This is a genomic window from Cobetia sp. UIB-001, assembly GCF_044789135.1.
GTDB classification, from domain to species: domain Bacteria; phylum Pseudomonadota; class Gammaproteobacteria; order Pseudomonadales; family Halomonadaceae; genus Cobetia; species Cobetia amphilecti.
This window is the reverse complement of sequence record NZ_CP058244.1, coordinates 3,343,340-3,360,338: the sequence shown is the minus strand read 5'-3', so window position 1 is coordinate 3,360,338 and position 16,999 is coordinate 3,343,340. Positions and strand designations below refer to the sequence as shown.

Here is a 16,999-nt window from a genome sequence, read left to right as displayed (position 1 = left end):
AGCTTCGCGCTGCCGATGGTAGGCTAGCGCGCCCAACCTTTGAATGGACGTGATCGGCATGGTTCACCATGACGTCCCCGCGTCTTTTTGCTCATCGTTTCAGTGCTGCGGTATGCCCGCAGGCAGGAGTCAGTGTGGCCATCGCCGTCGTCGATCCCAGTCAGTATGAACAGCAGCTCGCCGAGAAGGCCGAGCAGACCCGCGCACGTTTCGCTGCCTTCGATGCGCCGGAACTCGAGGTATTTCCCTCGCCGCCCAGCCATTACCGCATGCGGTGCGAGTTCCGTATCTGGCACGAGGATGATGACCTCTATTACGCGATGTTCGAGGTCGAGTTCGACGACGAGGGCAACAAGAAGAAGACGGTCGTGCGCATGGACGACTTCCCGGTCGCCAGCCAGCGCATCAATGAATTGATGCCGCTGCTGCGTGAGCGCCTCAAGGCAAGCCCGGTGCTGCGCGAGCGTCTGTTCCAGTGCGAGTTCCTCACTACCCTGAGCGGTGAGGCGCTGGTCACGCTGATCTACCATCGCAAGCTCGGCGAAGACTGGGAAGCCGAGGCGCGTGCGCTGGAAGAAGAGCTCGACATCATGATCATCGGGCGTTCGCGCAAGCAGCATATCGTGCTGACGCGCGATCACGTCTTCGAGCGTCTCGAGGTCGATGGCCGCGAGTACGTCTATCAGCAGGTCGAGAACAGCTTCACCCAGCCCAATGCCGAGATCTGCCGCTCGATGCTCAGCTGGGCGCGTGACGTGACCCATCCTGACAAGGCGCAGGCGGAAGGCCGTGAGCAGGGCGATCTGGTCGAGCTCTACTGCGGCAACGGCAACTTCACCATCGCGCTGGCCGAGAACTTCCGCCGCGTGCTGGCCACCGAGATCTCGCGCACTTCCGTGGCCTCGGCGCAGGTTAACCTGGCGGCCAACGCCATCGACAATGCCCAGGTGGCGCGCATGTCGGCCGAGGACTTCTCGCTGGCGCTGGCGGGCGAGAAGGCGGGCCGTCGTGTCGCGGAGATGGACCTCGACAACCACGACTTCCGCACCGTGCTGGTCGATCCGCCGCGTGCCGGCCTCGATGCCGACAGCTGCGAGCAGACCGCGCGCTACGAGCGCATCGTCTATATCTCCTGCAACCCGCAGACGCTGATCGACAATCTTGAAGTGCTGTGTCGCACGCACCGTATCGAACGCTTCGCGCTGTTCGATCAGTTCCCGTATACCGACCACCTCGAGTGCGGTGTCTATCTGGTTCGAAAATAAACGCGTCTTCAAACCGACAGCCGATGTCACGCCCGCATGAGCGAGGCATCGCGCCAATCGTTTGAAAAAACAGAGCCCCGTCGTCATCTACCTGTGAGGTAGGGGACGACGGGGCTTTTTTGCGCACATGAAAGTCACTCGAATTAGACTTTCGTTTCATGCGCGGACCGCCAAGTCAATACCCGATGCACAGATGTAATGCTGCATGACCAATATGGAACAGGCATGGGGCAGAGGCGCAGACTGCGCTAGTCTGTGATGCACTGCATGAGTCTGTGCTGCAACGCCTTTCTGGCCGGCGCAGACTCTCTATGACTATTTTCCCTGATACATCCATCAGGTCAGTCGAGGTGATTGATGCTACACGTGGCGACGGACGGCAAGCAGGAATTTCTTGCGCAGCTCGAAGAGCAGCTGGACAAGCGACTTCCCAAGGACAAGGTGGACGTGATCGCGGCGTTTGCGCGCGACTATCACGCAACGGCCTCCTTCGAGGACATGGCCGAGCGCAAGCTGGATGACCTCTACGGTTCCACCCTGGCCGTATGGCACTTCCTGCAGAGCCTCGAGGCTCCCAAGGTGCGTGCCTACAACCCGGACTTCGAGAAGCATGGCTGGCAGTCGACGCACACCATCATCGAAGTGCTGCACCCGGACATGCCGTTCCTGGTCGATTCCGTGCGTATCGAGCTCAACCGTCGTGGCATCACCGTTCACGCCATCCACAACGCCGTGCTGGCCGTTGCACGTGATGACGCCGGTCAGCTGGAGCGCGTGACGGCACCGCGTGCCGAGAACGCCCCGCAGCACCGCGAGTCGCTGATCTACATCGAGGTCGATCGTCACAACGACGCCGAGACCCTGGAAGACCTCGAGACCAGCCTGCGTGAAGTGCTGGCCGAAGTGCGCGTTGCCGTCGCTGACTTCGACGCCATGCGCAGCCAGGGCGCCCAGGCGCTGCAGGAGCTGCGTGACAATCGTCCGCCGACCGTCTCCGAGGCTGACCATCAGGAAGCCTGCGACTTCATGCAGTGGATGGGCAACGACCACTTCACCTTCCTGGGCTATGACGAGTACACCGTCGATGAGCAGGAAGACGGCACCCGCGTGCTGAACAAGGTCGAAGGTTCCGAGCTGGGCGTGCTCAAGCTGGACCTCGAGCGCTATCACGAGCAGTCCCGTCACCAGCAGAGCGTCAACAGCGATCAGTACGTGCTGATTCCGGAACTGCTGTCCTTCGCCAAGAGTGCCTTCCACGCCCGCGTGCACCGTCCGGCCTACCCGGACTACATCACCGTCGAGCGCTTCGATGAAGAAGGCCGCGTGATCGGCGAGCGCCGCTTCCTGGGGCTCTACACCTCCACGGTGTACAACCAGAGCCCGCGCAACGTGCCGATTCTGCGTCGCAAGGTGCAGGACGTCATGGAAGCCGCCGGCGTCAACCCGAAGGGCCACAACGGCAAGCACCTGCTGCAGATTCTGGAAGTCTATCCGCGTGATGACCTCTTCCAGATCTCCACGGACGAGCTGACCCGTACCGCCACTAGCATCCTCAACATCCGTGAGCGTCGTCGCGTGCGTCTGATCGTGCGTGAAGACCGCTTCGGCAAGTTCTTCTCGGTACTGGTGTTCGTGCCGCGCGACGTCTATTCCACCGACCTGCGTGTGCGCATCCAGAATCTGCTGTGTGAAGAGCTGAATGCCACCTTCGGTGACTTCACGCCGTATCTGTCCGAGTCCGTGCTGACGCGTATCCAGTTCATCCTGCGCTTCAAGGGCGATGAACCCGGCCAGTACGACATGCGCGCGCTGGAGAACAAGATCGCTCAGCTGGCCCGCAGCTGGCGTGACGAGCTGCACGCTGCCATGGTCGAAGGCTTCGGTGAAGAGCAGGCCAACGAGCTGATGACTCGCTACCGTGATGCCTTCCCGGGCAGCTATCGTGACGACTTCTCGCCGCGCACCGCCGTCTATGACGTGGGCCACCTGCGTGCGCTGGACGAAGGACAGGCGGTCGGCCTGAGCACCTATCGTCTGGTCGAGGACGACAACTCCGGCGTCAACCTGAAGCTGTTCCACAAGCATCAGCCGATCCCGCTTTCCGACGTGCTGCCGGTGCTGGAAAACCTCGGTCTGCGTGTCATCGGTGAGCGTCCCTACGAGATCACCCGCACCGATTCCTCCTGCTGGGTACACGATTTCGATCTCGAGCATCACGGCAAGGGCGCGGTCGAGCTCTCCGAAGTGCGCGAGAGCTTCATCGAAGCCTTCAAGAAGATCTGGTCCGGCGAAGCCGAATCCGATGCCTTCAACCGCCTGATCATCGGCTCTGGCCTGGACTGGCGTGAAGTGGCGATGCTGCGTGCCTACGCGCGTTACCTGAAGCAGATCCGCTTCGGTCTCTCCCAGGCCTACATCGCCAATGCGCTGGGCAGCCATCCGGATATCACCCGCGAGCTGGTGCAGCTGTTCAACCTGCGCTTCGACCCGCAGGGTCAGGGTGGCGAGGATGACGTCAACGCCTGCCGCGAGCGCATCAATGGCCTGCTCGACCAGGTCTCCAGCCTGAACGACGACCGCCTGCTGCGTCGCTACGTCGACCTGATGATGGCCACCCTGCGTACCAACTTCTTCCAGCCGGCAGAAGATGGTCAGGCCAAGGACTACATCAGCTTCAAGCTCGACACGCGCAGCATTCCTGACGTGCCGAAGCCGCGCCCGATGTTCGAGATCTTCGTCTACTCGCCGCGCGTCGAAGGTGTTCACCTGCGTGGCGGCAAGGTCGCACGTGGTGGTCTGCGCTGGTCCGACCGTCATGAAGATTTCCGCACCGAGGTGCTGGGTCTGGTCAAGGCACAGCAGGTCAAGAACGCGGTCATCGTGCCGGTCGGCGCCAAGGGCGGTTTCGTCTGCAAGCGCATGCCGGAAACCACCGACCGCGACGTGATCCAGAAGGAAGGTATCGCCTGCTACCAGATCTTCATCCGCGCACTGCTCGACATCACCGACAACCTGTCCGGTGGTGACGTGGTGGCCCCGACGGCCGTCGTGCGTTACGACGAAGACGACCCCTACATGGTCGTCGCGGCCGACAAGGGCACCGCGACCTTCTCCGACATCGCCAACGCCATCTCCAACGAGTACGGCTTCTGGCTGGGCGATGCCTTCGCCTCCGGTGGTGCCAACGGTTACGACCACAAGGGCATGGGCATCACCGCCAAGGGCGCCTGGGTCAGCGTGCAACGTCACTTCCGCGAGATGGGCATCAACATCCAGGAAGACGAGTTCAGCGTGGTCGGTATCGGTGACATGGCCGGTGACGTCTTCGGCAACGGCATGCTGCTGTCCGAGAAGATCCGCCTGGTCGGTGCCTTCAACCACCGCAACATCTTCGTCGATCCGAACCCGGACACCGCGAAGAGCTTCGCCGAGCGCGAGCGTCTGTTCCGTCTGCCGCGTTCCAGCTGGGACGACTACGACAAGAGCCTGATCAGCGAAGGCGGCGGTCTGTTCTCGCGTGATGCCAAGACCATCGCCATCAGCCCGCAGATGAAGGAAGTCTTCGACATCAGTGCCGACCATCTGGCGCCCAACGAGCTGATCAACGCGATGCTCAAGGCGCAGGTCGACCTGATCTGGAACGGCGGTATCGGAACCTACGTCAAGGCGTCCAGCGAGTCCCACGCCGATGTCGGCGACAAGGCCAACGATGGCCTGCGTATCGACGGCCGTGAGCTGCGCTGCAAGGTGGTGGGCGAAGGCGGCAACCTGGGTCTGACCCAGCGTGGCCGCATGGAAGCCGCGGCCCAGCAGGGCGTGCGCGTCAACACCGACTTCATCGACAATGCCGGTGGCGTGAACTGCTCGGATCACGAGGTCAACATCAAGATCCTGCTGGACGACATCGTCGCCCGCGGTGACCTGACCGACAAGCAGCGCAACCAGCAGCTGGCCGAGATGACCGACGAAGTCGGCGAGCTGGTGATCAAGGACAACTATCGCCAGACTCAGGCGCTGTCGCTCTCCGAGCAGCAGTCCAAGGAAGGCATGGGCGTCTTCCGTCGCTTCATCAATGAGCTGGAAGCGGCCGGCACCCTGGACCGTGAACTCGAGTTCCTGCCGTCCGATGAAGCGCTGATCGAGCGTTCCAACGCCGGTGAAGCCCTGACCCTGCCGGAACTGTCCGTGCTGGTCTCCTACGCCAAGAGTGACCTCAAGACCAGCTTGATCGCCTCTGACGTGCCGGACGACAGCTACGTGCAGCAGCACCTCGAGCGCGCCTTCCCACGCGTGCTGATGGAGCGCTTCCCGGAAGAGATGTACCAGCACCGTCTGAAGCGTGAAATCGCCGCGACCCAGATCGCCAATGACCTGGTCGACCACATGGGCATCGCCTTCGTGCGCCGCCTGGAAGACACCACTGGTGCCGACAAGGCGGAAATCGCGCGTGCCTACATCGTGGCGCGAGACAGCTTCAATCTGGAAGCGCTGTGGACCCAGATCGAGGCCCTTGATCACCAGGTGCCGGCAGAACTGCAGTACCGCATGATGAGCGATCTGATGCGTCTTATGCGTCGTGCCACTCGCTGGTTCCTGCGTCAGCGCAGCTCCATGGGCGTCAAGGAATGCATCGGCCACTTCGCACCGCGTCTGGCCCAGCTCTCCGAGAGCATCGGTGAGCGTCTCAAGGGCGAAGCCCGCGAGAACTGGGAAGCGCGTCGCGACAGCTATGTCGAGGCAGGCGTGCCGGAGGCCCTGGCCAGCACCATCGCCGCGACCTCAAGCCTCTATGCAGGGCTTGGCATCATCGAGGCGGCCAAGGCGACCGGCGAGAAGATCAATCGCGTGGCAGAAGCCTTCTACGGCATTGGCCATCGTCTGGAGCTGCCGTGGGTCGGTGACAAGATCAACGGCCTTGAGGTGCAGGACAGCTGGCAGGCGCAGGCACGTGAAAGCTTCCGTGATGATCTCGATCGTCAGCAGCTGGCACTGACCGTCAGCGTGCTCAAGCAGGACAATGCACCGCGCGAGATCGATGAGCGTGTCGACAGCTGGATGGCCAGCCACGAGAGTCTGGTCAGCCGCTGGTGCTCACTGCTTGGCGAGATGAAGGGCGGTGCTCAGCTGAGCTTCCCGCTGTTCGCGGTCGCCCTGCGCGAGCTGGTCGATCTGGCCGAGTCCAAGCGCGAAGCCTGATGCTTTCGGCCTCGGAGGCAGCAAGAGGCTGACGCAAGTGGCGAGCATCTGATGACCCGCTGATAGAAGCCCTCACCATTGGTGAGGGCTTTTTCATGTCGGGAATGAATAAAAAAGTGATAGCTGAAGCCTGCGGTAAGGTAACTGTCGTCAGCTGTCTGGTATGCTGAATGGCGACCAGTGCAGAGACTGATACAGGCCCTGATGGTTGCATCCTTTTCTGCAGATCCTGTTTTCAGTCCTTGATTTTCAGACCCTCATTTCAAGTCTCGGAGTCGCTGCGGCGCTCGCTGGAGGCTTCTGTTTTCAAAGCATCAGTACAACAAGGCAGAGACACCATGTCACATCGTGCATTACCCCTCGCCTGCGCCCTCGCGCTCGGCCTGTCCACTCTGGCCTCCCAGGCCGTGCTGGCCGATGGCAGCCCCGCTCAGCAGCGTGCAGAAGAAGCGGCAGGCAAGCTGGACATCTCCAAGTTCCTCAAGCCGCGCAGTGATGCCCACAGCCAGAACTTCCTGTTCGGCGGCACCAGCGTGCACCAGTTCACCATCAAGGAAGCCGGACGCTACGAAATCGATGGCGTCGCCAGTTTCGATGTGACCGACCCCTACACCATGAAAGCCACGCTCGAGAGTGAGCAGGGCGAGGTCGTGGCCACCGCAGAAGGTGACAGGGCCTCCGATGGCTTGAACATGAATACCGAGCTTGAGCCGGGCGTCTACAAGCTGCGTGTGCGCGCCGACAAGCTGGGGGCTGGCAAGTCGGGCGGCAACACCTATGAAATCAACGTCGCAGGCCTGAGCGAGAGTGGCGAGAAGCTGTCTGCCGAGGAAAGCGGCATCGAGACCGGCAACGGCCTGGTCTTCCTCGACACCGATGGCGATGGCCGTCGTACCGCCTTCGTCGATGCCAACGATGAAGTCGCGACCATCAAGCCGGCCACCGTTGCCGCCGCCGAACAGGCCGCCCGCGAGAAGAAGGCCGCCGAGACGGGCAATGCGGCAGCTGAAGGCGCTTCTGCCACAGGCGCCGCCGCTACGACTTCGGCAGCCGCGACTGCTGCAGCCGAGACGTCTGCCGCTGCTGCCACGATCGCTGCTGCCACGGGCAGTGCAGCCGTGACGGAAACCGAGGCCGAAGCGGAGCCGGATCGTCGTTTCGACGAGATCGTCACCGATGTGCGCATTCTCGAGAAGGGCGAGGTCATGACCTTCGATGTCGCGGACCGCGGCACCGTGACCATCGACAGCGAGACCTTCCCTGGCAGCGAAGGCACCTACAAGCTGCAGATGCGCCTGCTGGACGAGAGTGGCAACACCGTCGCCAGCGACAAGGGCGAAGGCTTCCAGGGCGACTTCCACCTCAAGACCGTGCTGGAACCGGGGCGTTACACCGTCTGGGTCAGCGGTCAGAAGTTCGGCTCCTCCATGCAGGGCGTCAACAACTACACCGTGCGCGTGCAGCAGCTCGACGTGAAATGATCTGCATGGCATGACCCCGACACCGTCGGGTGTGACACAAGGGCGGCCCAGCGGGTCGCCCTTTTTTGTTGCCCTGAGCATGAGCAATGCTGCCGGTCTTGGCGTGAGCGATTTTATCGACAGCAGCGCGAGCGTGCCGGCGCGCAGTGTCTGTCCCCGCGGGCTTCGGGTATACTTCGCGCCCAGCTATGCTGTCGTCACGACCCTGCCGCCCGCTGTCTGGAGATCATCATGTACTCGTTTGCTCGCTCGCTTCTCTTCAAGCTCGACCCGGAAACAGCTCATGGTGTGACGCTGAGTGCGCTGGACATGGCACATCGCCTCGGCATGGCGCGCGGTCTGGGCGGTGAAGCGCCGCGTGATCCGGTCTCGCTGATGGGGCTCGAGTTCCCCAATCGCGTTGGCCTGGCGGCAGGTCTCGACAAGAATGCCGATCACCTCGATGCGCTTGCGGCTCTGGGCTTCGGCTTCGTGGAGGTCGGCACGGTGACGCCGAAAGGGCAGGACGGCAATCCCAAGCCACGTCTGTTCCGGCTGCCGGAGCATCAGGCGATCATCAACCGCATGGGCTTCAACAATGCCGGGGTCGAGCATCTGGTCGCGAAGGTCAAGGCCAGTCAGGCGCGTGCTGCCTTTGGTGTCGTGCTGGGGATCAACATCGGCAAGAACCTGACCACGGCGGTGGATGATGCACTGAGCGACTATCTGGTCTGCCTCGATGCCGTGCATGCGCATGCCGACTACATCACCGCCAATATCTCGTCGCCCAATACCCCGGGGCTGCGCAATCTTCAGTTCGGTGATCATCTCAGCCAGCTGCTGGCCGGGCTTCGCCAACGTTGCGATCAGCTCGATGCCGAGCGCGGCAGGAAGGTGCCGCTGGTGATCAAGATCGCGCCTGACATGGACAGCGAGGAAATCCTGTTCGTGGCGCGGGCGTTGGCGGACAACGGCATCGATGGCGTCATCGCCACCAACACCACCATCGAGCGCACGGCGGTCGCGGGTAGTCCGCATGCGCAGGAGGCGGGCGGACTTTCCGGCGCCCCGGTGCGTGAATCGTCGACGCGGGTGATTCGTGGCCTGCGTGAAGCGCTGCAGAACATGCCGATCATCGGTGTGGGTGGTATCACCGATGGCGAGAGTGCACGCGAGAAGATCGCCGCGGGGGCGGATCTGGTGCAGCTGTATTCCGGGCTGATCTACCGTGGCCCGGCATTGGTCGGTGAGTGCGCGCGCGCACTGGAGAAGGCCGATACCCTGATCAAGGTGTGATCCGGCCTGGGCTCCGTCGCAGCGTGATGCTGGCATCCTTCGCTCACGGCGCTTCAAGAGAGGGCCGAGTGGGGCAGGGCAGACACAGAAAAGCCGCCTCCTGACATCAGAAGGCGGCCTCGGTACCGGCGTGAATGATGATATGACAATGGCAGGGAAGTAATGCGTGATCTGCCGTTGTCGTGTTGGCTGCCATGTCCAGCCAGCGTGCACGATGCGAAGCGCTTTTGCCGTCAGAAACGGCGGTTGGGGGTTGGCCCCTTGAGCTCATCGGGTGCGTGGATGGTTGAAGCAGGCCTGGAAAGAACCTGCTGATGCAGTCAAGGTGAACGTTTGCCCGTGTCGTGCTCCGCGCTGGACCGTCGTCCTCGCAGGCCGTCGCCTGCTGCGCCTCCTCTTCTGGAGCCATACCACGATTGAAACGACACGAGCGCCAACATCTCGGCCTTTCAGGAAGTGAAGCGAGTCGGCCCCATTGCCTACTGCGTCTCTTGCCTGTCAGTGCCGCGCGTCATCAAGATAGAAATAAGGCGTTACCTCCCTGGTGATGTGACGTGTCGCTGGGCGACTTCCGTGGGATTTTCCGGGTGATGTCGCTAAACCGACTCACCGTGAACACCTCGAGTCCTCTCTGTACGTGCCAGTCGACCCTGTAACATGTCAGGAGCCGGTGGCGTGATGCCGGAGAATCCGCTTGGGCAGCGCATCAGGCTGCGTCGGCGGGGTGAAAGGCGCCAGGCGCCGTATTGCCAGTGTCATTCCGTGACGTGCCGCTTTCCTGAAATGGGATGACCTCCTGGTCGCGGATGATGAACCTTGGCGTCATGCAGTGCTCAGCTGAGCACCATGGGGTTCTTGTGGATGCCGGAGACGCCGGTCATTCCCGACCATTGGTCCCCGCGGCCTTCACGCCAGCCGCTCATCCAGAATTCACGTAGATTGACATCGATACTGGGACAATCATCACGGGAACGGCCGGTGACACCAGCCTTGTAGCCGTGAACATAGGCACGCTGAAAGCGATCACGTTTCTGTCTCTTCATGGATGACCTCTAAGTGAGAACCCATCGGCACTGTGTGTCAGTGATGGCGAGACGTACCCGGCGAGACCTTGTCTGGCCGCGGTTGTCCTGCCATCGGACATGCCGAGTGAGAGAGTTGGCCGATGCCCTGTCGGGCACTGCCGGCCTCGTGCATCATCACCTCGCGTCGTTGGCCATTCTTGTCGGAAAAGGTCACGAGTGTGAGATGATGGAAGGTCTTGCCTGTATATGCTCGAGCGTGATGGTGAAAAAGCGACTGCCTTGCCGTGCCGGAAGTCCGATCTCCTGAGCGGCACAGGTAGGCTGCCCGAATGAGGCTCGTGTCCCTTGATCCTCTATTTCGCATGGCGTGTCACCTTTCCGAATTGCAGCTACACCTATAGTTTTTAGAACACTGCCTCTGGCTTGTCGACAGCCGTATAGGAATATCGCTAGTGCCAGAAGCCAACTCACAGGAATAAGTCCGGCACCTGCCGGTGAGAGATTCATGACTGATACGACCTCTGCGACTACCCCCCGCGCGCCCAGCAACTCGCTCTCTACCTGGTTTGCGACCTGCCCGCGTGGCATCGAAACGCTGCTGGCCGATGAGCTGACGGCTCTGGGTGCCGAGGTGACTGGCACGACCGTCGCTGGCGTACACTTCAACGGTAGCCAGGAAACCGCCTACCGCACCATTCTGTGGTCGCGACTGGCCAACCGCATCATTCGTCTGCTCACTCGCGTGGGTGGCGTCGACACCGGTGAGCAACTGCGCAAGGCGAGTGCAGGTGTCGATTGGGCGATGGAATTGCCGGATCGTGCGTCCATCGCCGTCGATTTCCACGGAACATGGAAAGACATTCGTCATACCTTCTTCGGTGCCCAGACCGTCAAGGACGGCATCGTCGAGGCGATGTTCGAGGAAGGCCGCAACAAGCCGACCGTCGATGGTAAGAATGCAGATCTGCGCATCTACGCGCACCTGCACAATGGCTACATCACCCTGGGCATCGACCTCGTGGGTCGCAGTCTGCACCAGCGTGGCTACCGTCCTGATCTCGCGCATGCGCCGCTGAAGGAAAACCTGGCGGCGGCCCTGCTGATGCGGGCCGACTGGCCGGCGCGTGCGGCGCGTGGCGAGAGTCTGGTCGACCCGATGTGCGGCTCCGGCACGTTGCTGATCGAAGCAGCCTTGATGGCGGCGGATATCGCGCCGCAGTCGCTGAACCAGGAGTTCGCCTGCCGCCACTGGGGGCGCCATGACGAGCGCATCTGGAAGGGCCTGTGGGAAGAGATGGAGCAGCGTGCCATTGCCGGGCGCCGCAAGGTCACCGCGCGTCTGTTCGGTCGCGATCACAGTCCGCAGGCGATTTCTGCCGCGCGCTCCAACGCCATGCGTGCCGGTATTCCGGCGCTGATCGAGCTGGAAGGTGCCTCCGTCGCCGAGCTGACCTGTCCCGAAGGCGCCACCACTGGCCTGGTGATGACCAACCCGCCCTACGGTGAGCGTCTGGGCGAGCTGCCGGCACTGGTGCCGCTCTACGCAAGCCTCGGTGAGCGCATGAAGCGTCACTTCGGCGGCTGGACGCTGGGCATGTTCACCGGCAATCCGGACCTCGGCCATCGTCTCGGCCTGCGTGCGCATCGTCAGTACGCCTTCCGCAACGGCCAGCTCGACTGCAAGCTGTTGATGATCGATGTGGCGGCGCGTGAGCGTGCGGTCGACGAGGACAGCGTGGCCGAAGATGCCCGCAGTCAGCCCGCGCTGAGCGAGGGCGGCCAGATGTTCGCCAATCGCCTCAAGAAGAACCAGAAGTCCCTGGCGCGTTGGCTCAAGCAGAGCGGTACTACCTGTTATCGCCTCTACGATGCCGACATGCCGGAGTACGCGCTGGCCATCGATATCTATGGCCGTCACGTGCACGTGCAGGAATACACGCCGCCCAAGTCCGTGGATGCCAGTCAGGCGCAGCGCCGCCTGATGGATGCACTGGCGGCGATCCCGCAGGTGCTGGGCTGCTCGCCCAACGATATCCATATCAAGCAACGCACGCGTCAGGCGGGCAAGGCGCAGTACACGCGCCAGGACAGCTCCGGTCAGCGTATCGAGGTGCAGGAAGGCGATGCCAGGCTGTGGGTGAATCTCAAGGACTACCTGGATACCGGCCTGTTCCTGGATCACCGTCCGGTGCGCAAGCTGTTTGGCAATGAAGCGGACGGCAAGCGGGTGCTCAATCTGTTCTGCTATACCGCGACGGCCACTGTGCATGCGGTGCTGGGCGGCGCGAGTGAGAGCGTCAGCGTCGACATGTCCAATACCTATCTGGACTGGGGGCGCGAGAACTTCAAGCTCAACGGCATCAGCGAGAAACGCCATCAGCTGGTGCGTGCCGACTGTCTGAAGTGGCTGGAGCGCTCCCGCGAGGAGTTCGACCTGATCTTCCTCGACCCGCCGACCTTCTCCAACTCCAAGAAGATGGAAGGCACCCTGGATATCCAGCGTGATCACGCGCGCCTGATCGACCTGGCGATGGCCAGTCTGGCGCCGGGCGGCACGCTGATCTTCTCCAACAACCATCGTCGCTTCGTGATGGATGACAGCGTCAGCCAGCACCATGTGGTGGAAGACCTGTCGCGCAAGCTGCTGGACCCGGACTTCAAGCGTCGTCCGGATATCCACCACGTCTTCCGCATCCGTCGCGCCAGCGATGTGAAGGGCTGAGCGATGGCCAGCGTCCCGCTGTGGCTCTACACCACGGCGGGCTGTCATCTGTGTGCTCGGCTGGAAGCCACGCTGCAGGCGCTGGGGGCGGATGTCACGCTCACGTGTGTCGAGATCGCCTTCGACGCGCAGTTGAGCGAGCGTTACGCGACACGCATTCCTGTGCTGGCGAGCGCCTCGGGTGCGGAGTATTCGCTGGCCGATGGCGAAGAGGTGTTGCCGGAGTGGTTGCGTGCGCAGGGCGTCGAGCAGCGCCTCGAGCAGGGTGTCGAAATCACGCCCCCAGCCGAGCACGACTCAGCCACTGAGCCGCAGGGGCCCACCCTGCGCAACGGGCGTCGCTTTCTGCGCTGAGAGGCGCAGATGTGTCGCTATAAGCTGGTGCAAAAAGACCGCCGCTACCTCAGGGTAGCGGCGGTCTTTTCGTGTCCGGCACCGTGCTGCGCACTAACTCTCCAGCAGCGACATCTGGCGCATGGCGTCTTCGGCTTCCGGGCTATCGGCCGTGGCCTCCAGCACCTTGGTGTAGCCGCGTGAGGCCTGGATGTGGGCGAGGTCGCTGACCCAGGTCATGGCCTGCTCGTGGCTTTCGGCGAGATCGTGCTTCAATCCGCCGAACTGGGTGCCGATCTGGCCCCATGAGCGGCTGACGATCCAGTCGCCGAACATGTCCTGATGCACATGGACCAGAACGTAATCGTGGTGGCTTTCCCAGCGGATGATCACGCGTGACTCCCGAGGCGAAACGATGGTGGCTGGACTCAATCATGAGCTTGTGACGCCCGTTGCGTGCGCCTAAGATGGCACGGCGGCGGGCAAGCAAGCATACCATTGTAATCTTCACGTGCCTTGCGGCAAGGTGTGAAGTCACTCAGGCGCTCATGCTGGCCCGTGAACCCGCAGCGACACTCATTGCCACAGCAAGGAAAGGCAACAGATGCACATCATCGTGGACGATAACGTCCCTCTGGCAGAGGAATTCTTCTCCGAACTGGGAGAGGTGACCTGCATGCCGACTCGCGAGATCACCAATGCCGTCCTCAAGGACGTCGACATGCTGATCTGTCGCTCTACCTTGCGCGTGGATCAGGCGCTGTTGGAAGGAACGCGGGTGCGCTTCGTCGGCTCGCCGATCATCGGCACAGACCATGCCGATCTCGAATGGCTCGCGGCCAACGATATCCACTTCACCAACGCGCCGGGCTGCAATGCCGACTCGGTGGTGGATTACGTGCTGTCGTCGCTGTGGCATCTGGCCGAGCAGGAAGGGCTGGATCTGCAGCTGGACCGCCGCTTCGGCGTGGTCGGGGCCGGGCAGGTCGGGTCACGGCTGGTCAAGCGTCTCGAGTCGCTGGGTGCCGAGGTGCTGGTCTGTGACCCGCCGCGTGCCGCGCTTGAGGGCCAGAGCGATGAGCGCCCCGAGAAGTCCCGCTTCGTGGACCTCGATGAGCTGGTCGCCGAGTGTGATGTCATCTGCGTGCACACCCCGATGGTCACCGGTGGCGAGCATCCGACCCATCATCTGATCAATGCCGAGCGCATCCGCGCCATGAAGCCCGGCAGCGTGCTGCTGAGTGCCGGCCGCGGTGGCTGTGTCGATACCGCGGCGCTCAAGCAGCGCCTCAAGGAGCAGGCTGACCTGCTGACCGTGCTGGATGTGTGGGAAAACGAGCCGGATATCGATGCCGAGCTGGCCGCACTGGTGGACATCGCCACGCCGCACATCGCCGGGCATAGCCTGGATGGCAAGATGCAGGGCACCGAGATCATCTATCAGCAGGCCTGTCGTCACTTCGGACTGCCGGCGCGCCGCAAGCTGGGTCAGCTCAAGCCGGACCCGTGGCTGCGCAAGCTGGTGCTGACGGGTTGGGCGCCGCCGGAAGAGGCGCTGGGGCTCTGCGTACGCGCCTGTTATGACGTGCGCCGCGATGCGCTGGGCCTGCGTCGCTATCAGCGCCGTTTCGGCAATGCCGAGGGCTTCGTGCGTTATCGACGGGAATATCCGCTGCGTCGCGAGTTCTCCACGCTGCGCGTCGAGCTCAAGAAGAATGCCCGCGAACTGCGTGAGGTGCTGGAGGGCTTCGGCTTCTCCCGCGTCAAGCTGGTCAGCAAATGATCACGGCGTGACTCGCAAGGCCCCCTGGAACGCCCCTGTCAGCTCTGCTGGCGGGGGCGTTCGCATTGTGGAGGTCGCTTGATGGACGACGACCTTGCCGCATGGCTGAATCCTTGACCGTTTCGGTCTTCGACCTTGGTCGATATAATGCGCCCCAGATCGCCTGGCGACACGCGCAGGGGCTGGCCTTGACGGCATGCCCCGCCTGACGCTGCGGCGTTGCTCCCCATTCTCCGTGTCTTCTGCCATGCCCGTCACCACGCGGCGTGTCGGCGTCCTCATTTCTTGAAGATGGTGTCTTGAATGCAACAACACCCTGATAACTCTGCTGAGGACAGCGGCTATCGTCCGCCTTCTCTGCTGGATGCCCTGATTCCCATCGTGCTGGTCATCGCCATGCTGGTGCTGGCGGTGGTGCTGTTCGGTGCCGATGCCTCCTGGGGGCCCAATCAGGTCGCGCTGCTGTCCGGCGCGATGATCGCGGGTCTGATCGGTCTCAAGAACGGCTATCGCTGGAGCGATATCGAAGAGGGGATCAACAAGGGCATCCAGATCTCGCTGGGCGCGATCCTGATCCTGCTCGCGGTCGGCGCGATGATCGGCACCTGGATTCTCGGTGGCACCGTGCCGGCGATGATCTATTACGGTCTGGACGTGATCGCGCCGCAATACTTCTATGCCTCCGCCTGTCTGCTGTGCGCGCTGGTGGCGCTGTCGGTGGGCAGCTCGTGGACGGTCGCCGGTACCATCGGCATCGGCCTGATCGGTATCGCCGATGGCCTGGGGCTGTCCGAGGCGATCACCGCCGGCGCGGTGATTTCCGGGGCCTACTTCGGTGACAAGCTCTCGCCGCTGTCCGATACCACCAATCTGGCGCCGGCAGCGGCCGGCACCACGCTGTTCGCGCATATTCGTCACATGCTGTGGACGACCGTGCCCAGCATCCTGCTCGCGCTGGCAGGCTTCCTGTGGCTCGGCCATGACTCCGTCTCCAGCCTGCAGACGCCGGAGCAGGTCGCCAATCTGCGTGCCCAGCTGGGCGAGCAGTTCAACATCGGCCTGCACCTGCTGATTCCGCTCCTGGTGCTGCTGGTGATGGCCGTGCGTCAGATGCCCGCATTCCCGGCCATCTTCATCGGCGCGGCGTTGGGCGCCGTCTTCGCGGTCATCTTCCAGCCGCAGGCGGTGGTGGGGCTGGCAAGCGTCACTGACATGTCCACCGCCATGGCGCTGCTCAAGGGCGTGTGGATGTCGATGTTCGATGGCTATGTCTCCCACAGCGGTGATGAGGTGATCGACTCGCTGCTCTCCAAGGGCGGCATGAGCAGCATGCTCAACACCGTGTGGCTGATCCTGTCGGCGATGACCTTCGGTGGCGTGATCGAACGCCTCGGCCTGCTGGAGCGTCTGGTGCAGAGCCTTCTGGGCGCGACACGCAATGCCGGTTCGCTGGTCATCACCACGCTGGGGACCTGCCTGGCCTCCAATGTGGTGACCGGCGATCAGTACATCTCGGTCATCCTGCCGGGGCGCATGTATCGCGCCGAGTTCCGCCGCCGCCGCCTGGCGCCGGTCAACCTGTCACGCGCGCTGGAAGACTCCGGCACCATCACTTCGCCGCTGATCCCCTGGAACAGCTGCGGTGCCTACATGGCGGCCACCCTGGGCGTCGCGACCTTGAGCTACCTGCCCTTTGCGCTGTTCAACCTGATCAATCTGGCGCTGGCGGTGGCCTACGCCATGGTCGGCTTCAAGCTGGAGCGCCTTGAAGAGGGTGAGGGGGCTGAAGGCGTGGAGCCGACGCCGCTGGCCGAGTCGCTGGTGCTGGATACGCCCCACGAGACCTCAGAGTCACGCTGACTCAGCCCTGAGGGATAAAGAGAAAAGCCCGCCACGTGTATCACGTGGCGGGCTTTTTG

The 16,999-nt window shown here is 62.6% G+C and carries 10 protein-coding genes; 8 read left to right on the top strand and 2 right to left on the bottom strand.

All coding sequences use genetic code 11. The features are described from left to right. The first annotated feature begins 134 nt into the window (after positions 1-134). The 4 genes from trmA to HA399_RS13960 all read left to right on the top strand — a co-directional run bounded on the left by trmA (position 135) and on the right by HA399_RS13960 (position 9,217). Entirely contained in the window at positions 135-1,265 is a 1,131-nt protein-coding gene (gene trmA / locus HA399_RS13975; RefSeq protein WP_347421726.1) for a tRNA (uridine(54)-C5)-methyltransferase TrmA, read from the top strand. Positions 1,266-1,622: 357 nt separating this feature from the next. Next, positions 1,623-6,461, top strand: a complete 4,839-nt coding sequence (locus HA399_RS13970; RefSeq protein ID WP_404325308.1) for an NAD-glutamate dehydrogenase — start codon at positions 1,623-1,625, stop codon at positions 6,459-6,461. Between the two features lie 338 nt (positions 6,462-6,799). Further along, positions 6,800-7,942, top strand: coding sequence for a hypothetical protein (locus HA399_RS13965; protein ID WP_404325307.1), 1,143 nt, complete (start codon positions 6,800-6,802; stop codon positions 7,940-7,942). A gap of 231 nt (positions 7,943-8,173) precedes the next feature. Further along, positions 8,174-9,217 (top strand): quinone-dependent dihydroorotate dehydrogenase, encoded by a 1,044-nt coding sequence (locus tag HA399_RS13960; RefSeq protein WP_404325306.1) that lies wholly within the window; start codon positions 8,174-8,176, stop codon positions 9,215-9,217. A gap of 833 nt (positions 9,218-10,050) precedes the next feature. On the opposite strand, the gene rmf is transcribed toward HA399_RS13960, so the two are convergent. Next, positions 10,051-10,260: a ribosome modulation factor gene (rmf, locus tag HA399_RS13955; RefSeq protein ID WP_043334308.1), complete on the bottom strand. Its 210-nt coding sequence runs from the start codon at positions 10,258-10,260 to the stop codon at positions 10,051-10,053. A 487-nt stretch (positions 10,261-10,747) separates the two neighbouring features. Here rmf and rlmKL point away from each other — a divergent pair, with 487 nt between their 5' ends. Beyond that, positions 10,748-12,964 carry a bifunctional 23S rRNA (guanine(2069)-N(7))-methyltransferase RlmK/23S rRNA (guanine(2445)-N(2))-methyltransferase RlmL gene (gene rlmKL, locus HA399_RS13950; protein WP_404325305.1) on the top strand — a complete coding sequence of 739 codons (2,217 nt, stop codon included), beginning with the start codon at positions 10,748-10,750 and terminating at the stop codon, positions 12,962-12,964. A gap of 3 nt (positions 12,965-12,967) precedes the next feature. Continuing rightward, the gene (locus tag HA399_RS13945) at positions 12,968-13,318 is read left to right on the top strand and encodes a glutaredoxin family protein (RefSeq protein WP_404325304.1); all 351 of its coding nucleotides are present in this window, start codon (positions 12,968-12,970) and stop codon (positions 13,316-13,318) included. Positions 13,319-13,411: 93 nt separating this feature from the next. On the opposite strand, the gene HA399_RS13940 is transcribed toward HA399_RS13945, so the two are convergent. After that, positions 13,412-13,690 (bottom strand): WGR domain-containing protein, encoded by a 279-nt coding sequence (locus tag HA399_RS13940; RefSeq protein ID WP_043334304.1) that lies wholly within the window; start codon positions 13,688-13,690, stop codon positions 13,412-13,414. A 211-nt stretch (positions 13,691-13,901) separates the two neighbouring features. On the opposite strand from HA399_RS13940, the gene pdxB reads away from it, so the two are divergent. Together pdxB and nhaC are read left to right on the top strand one after the other, a co-directional pair. Then, a complete protein-coding gene (pdxB, locus tag HA399_RS13935) occupies positions 13,902-15,080 on the top strand; it encodes a 4-phosphoerythronate dehydrogenase PdxB (RefSeq protein WP_043334303.1) in 1,179 nt (392 codons plus the stop codon). 303 nt (positions 15,081-15,383) lie between these two features. Beyond that, positions 15,384-16,940 (top strand): Na+/H+ antiporter NhaC, encoded by a 1,557-nt coding sequence (gene nhaC, locus HA399_RS13930; RefSeq protein WP_064503312.1) that lies wholly within the window; start codon positions 15,384-15,386, stop codon positions 16,938-16,940. The last annotated feature ends 59 nt before the right edge of the window (positions 16,941-16,999 follow it).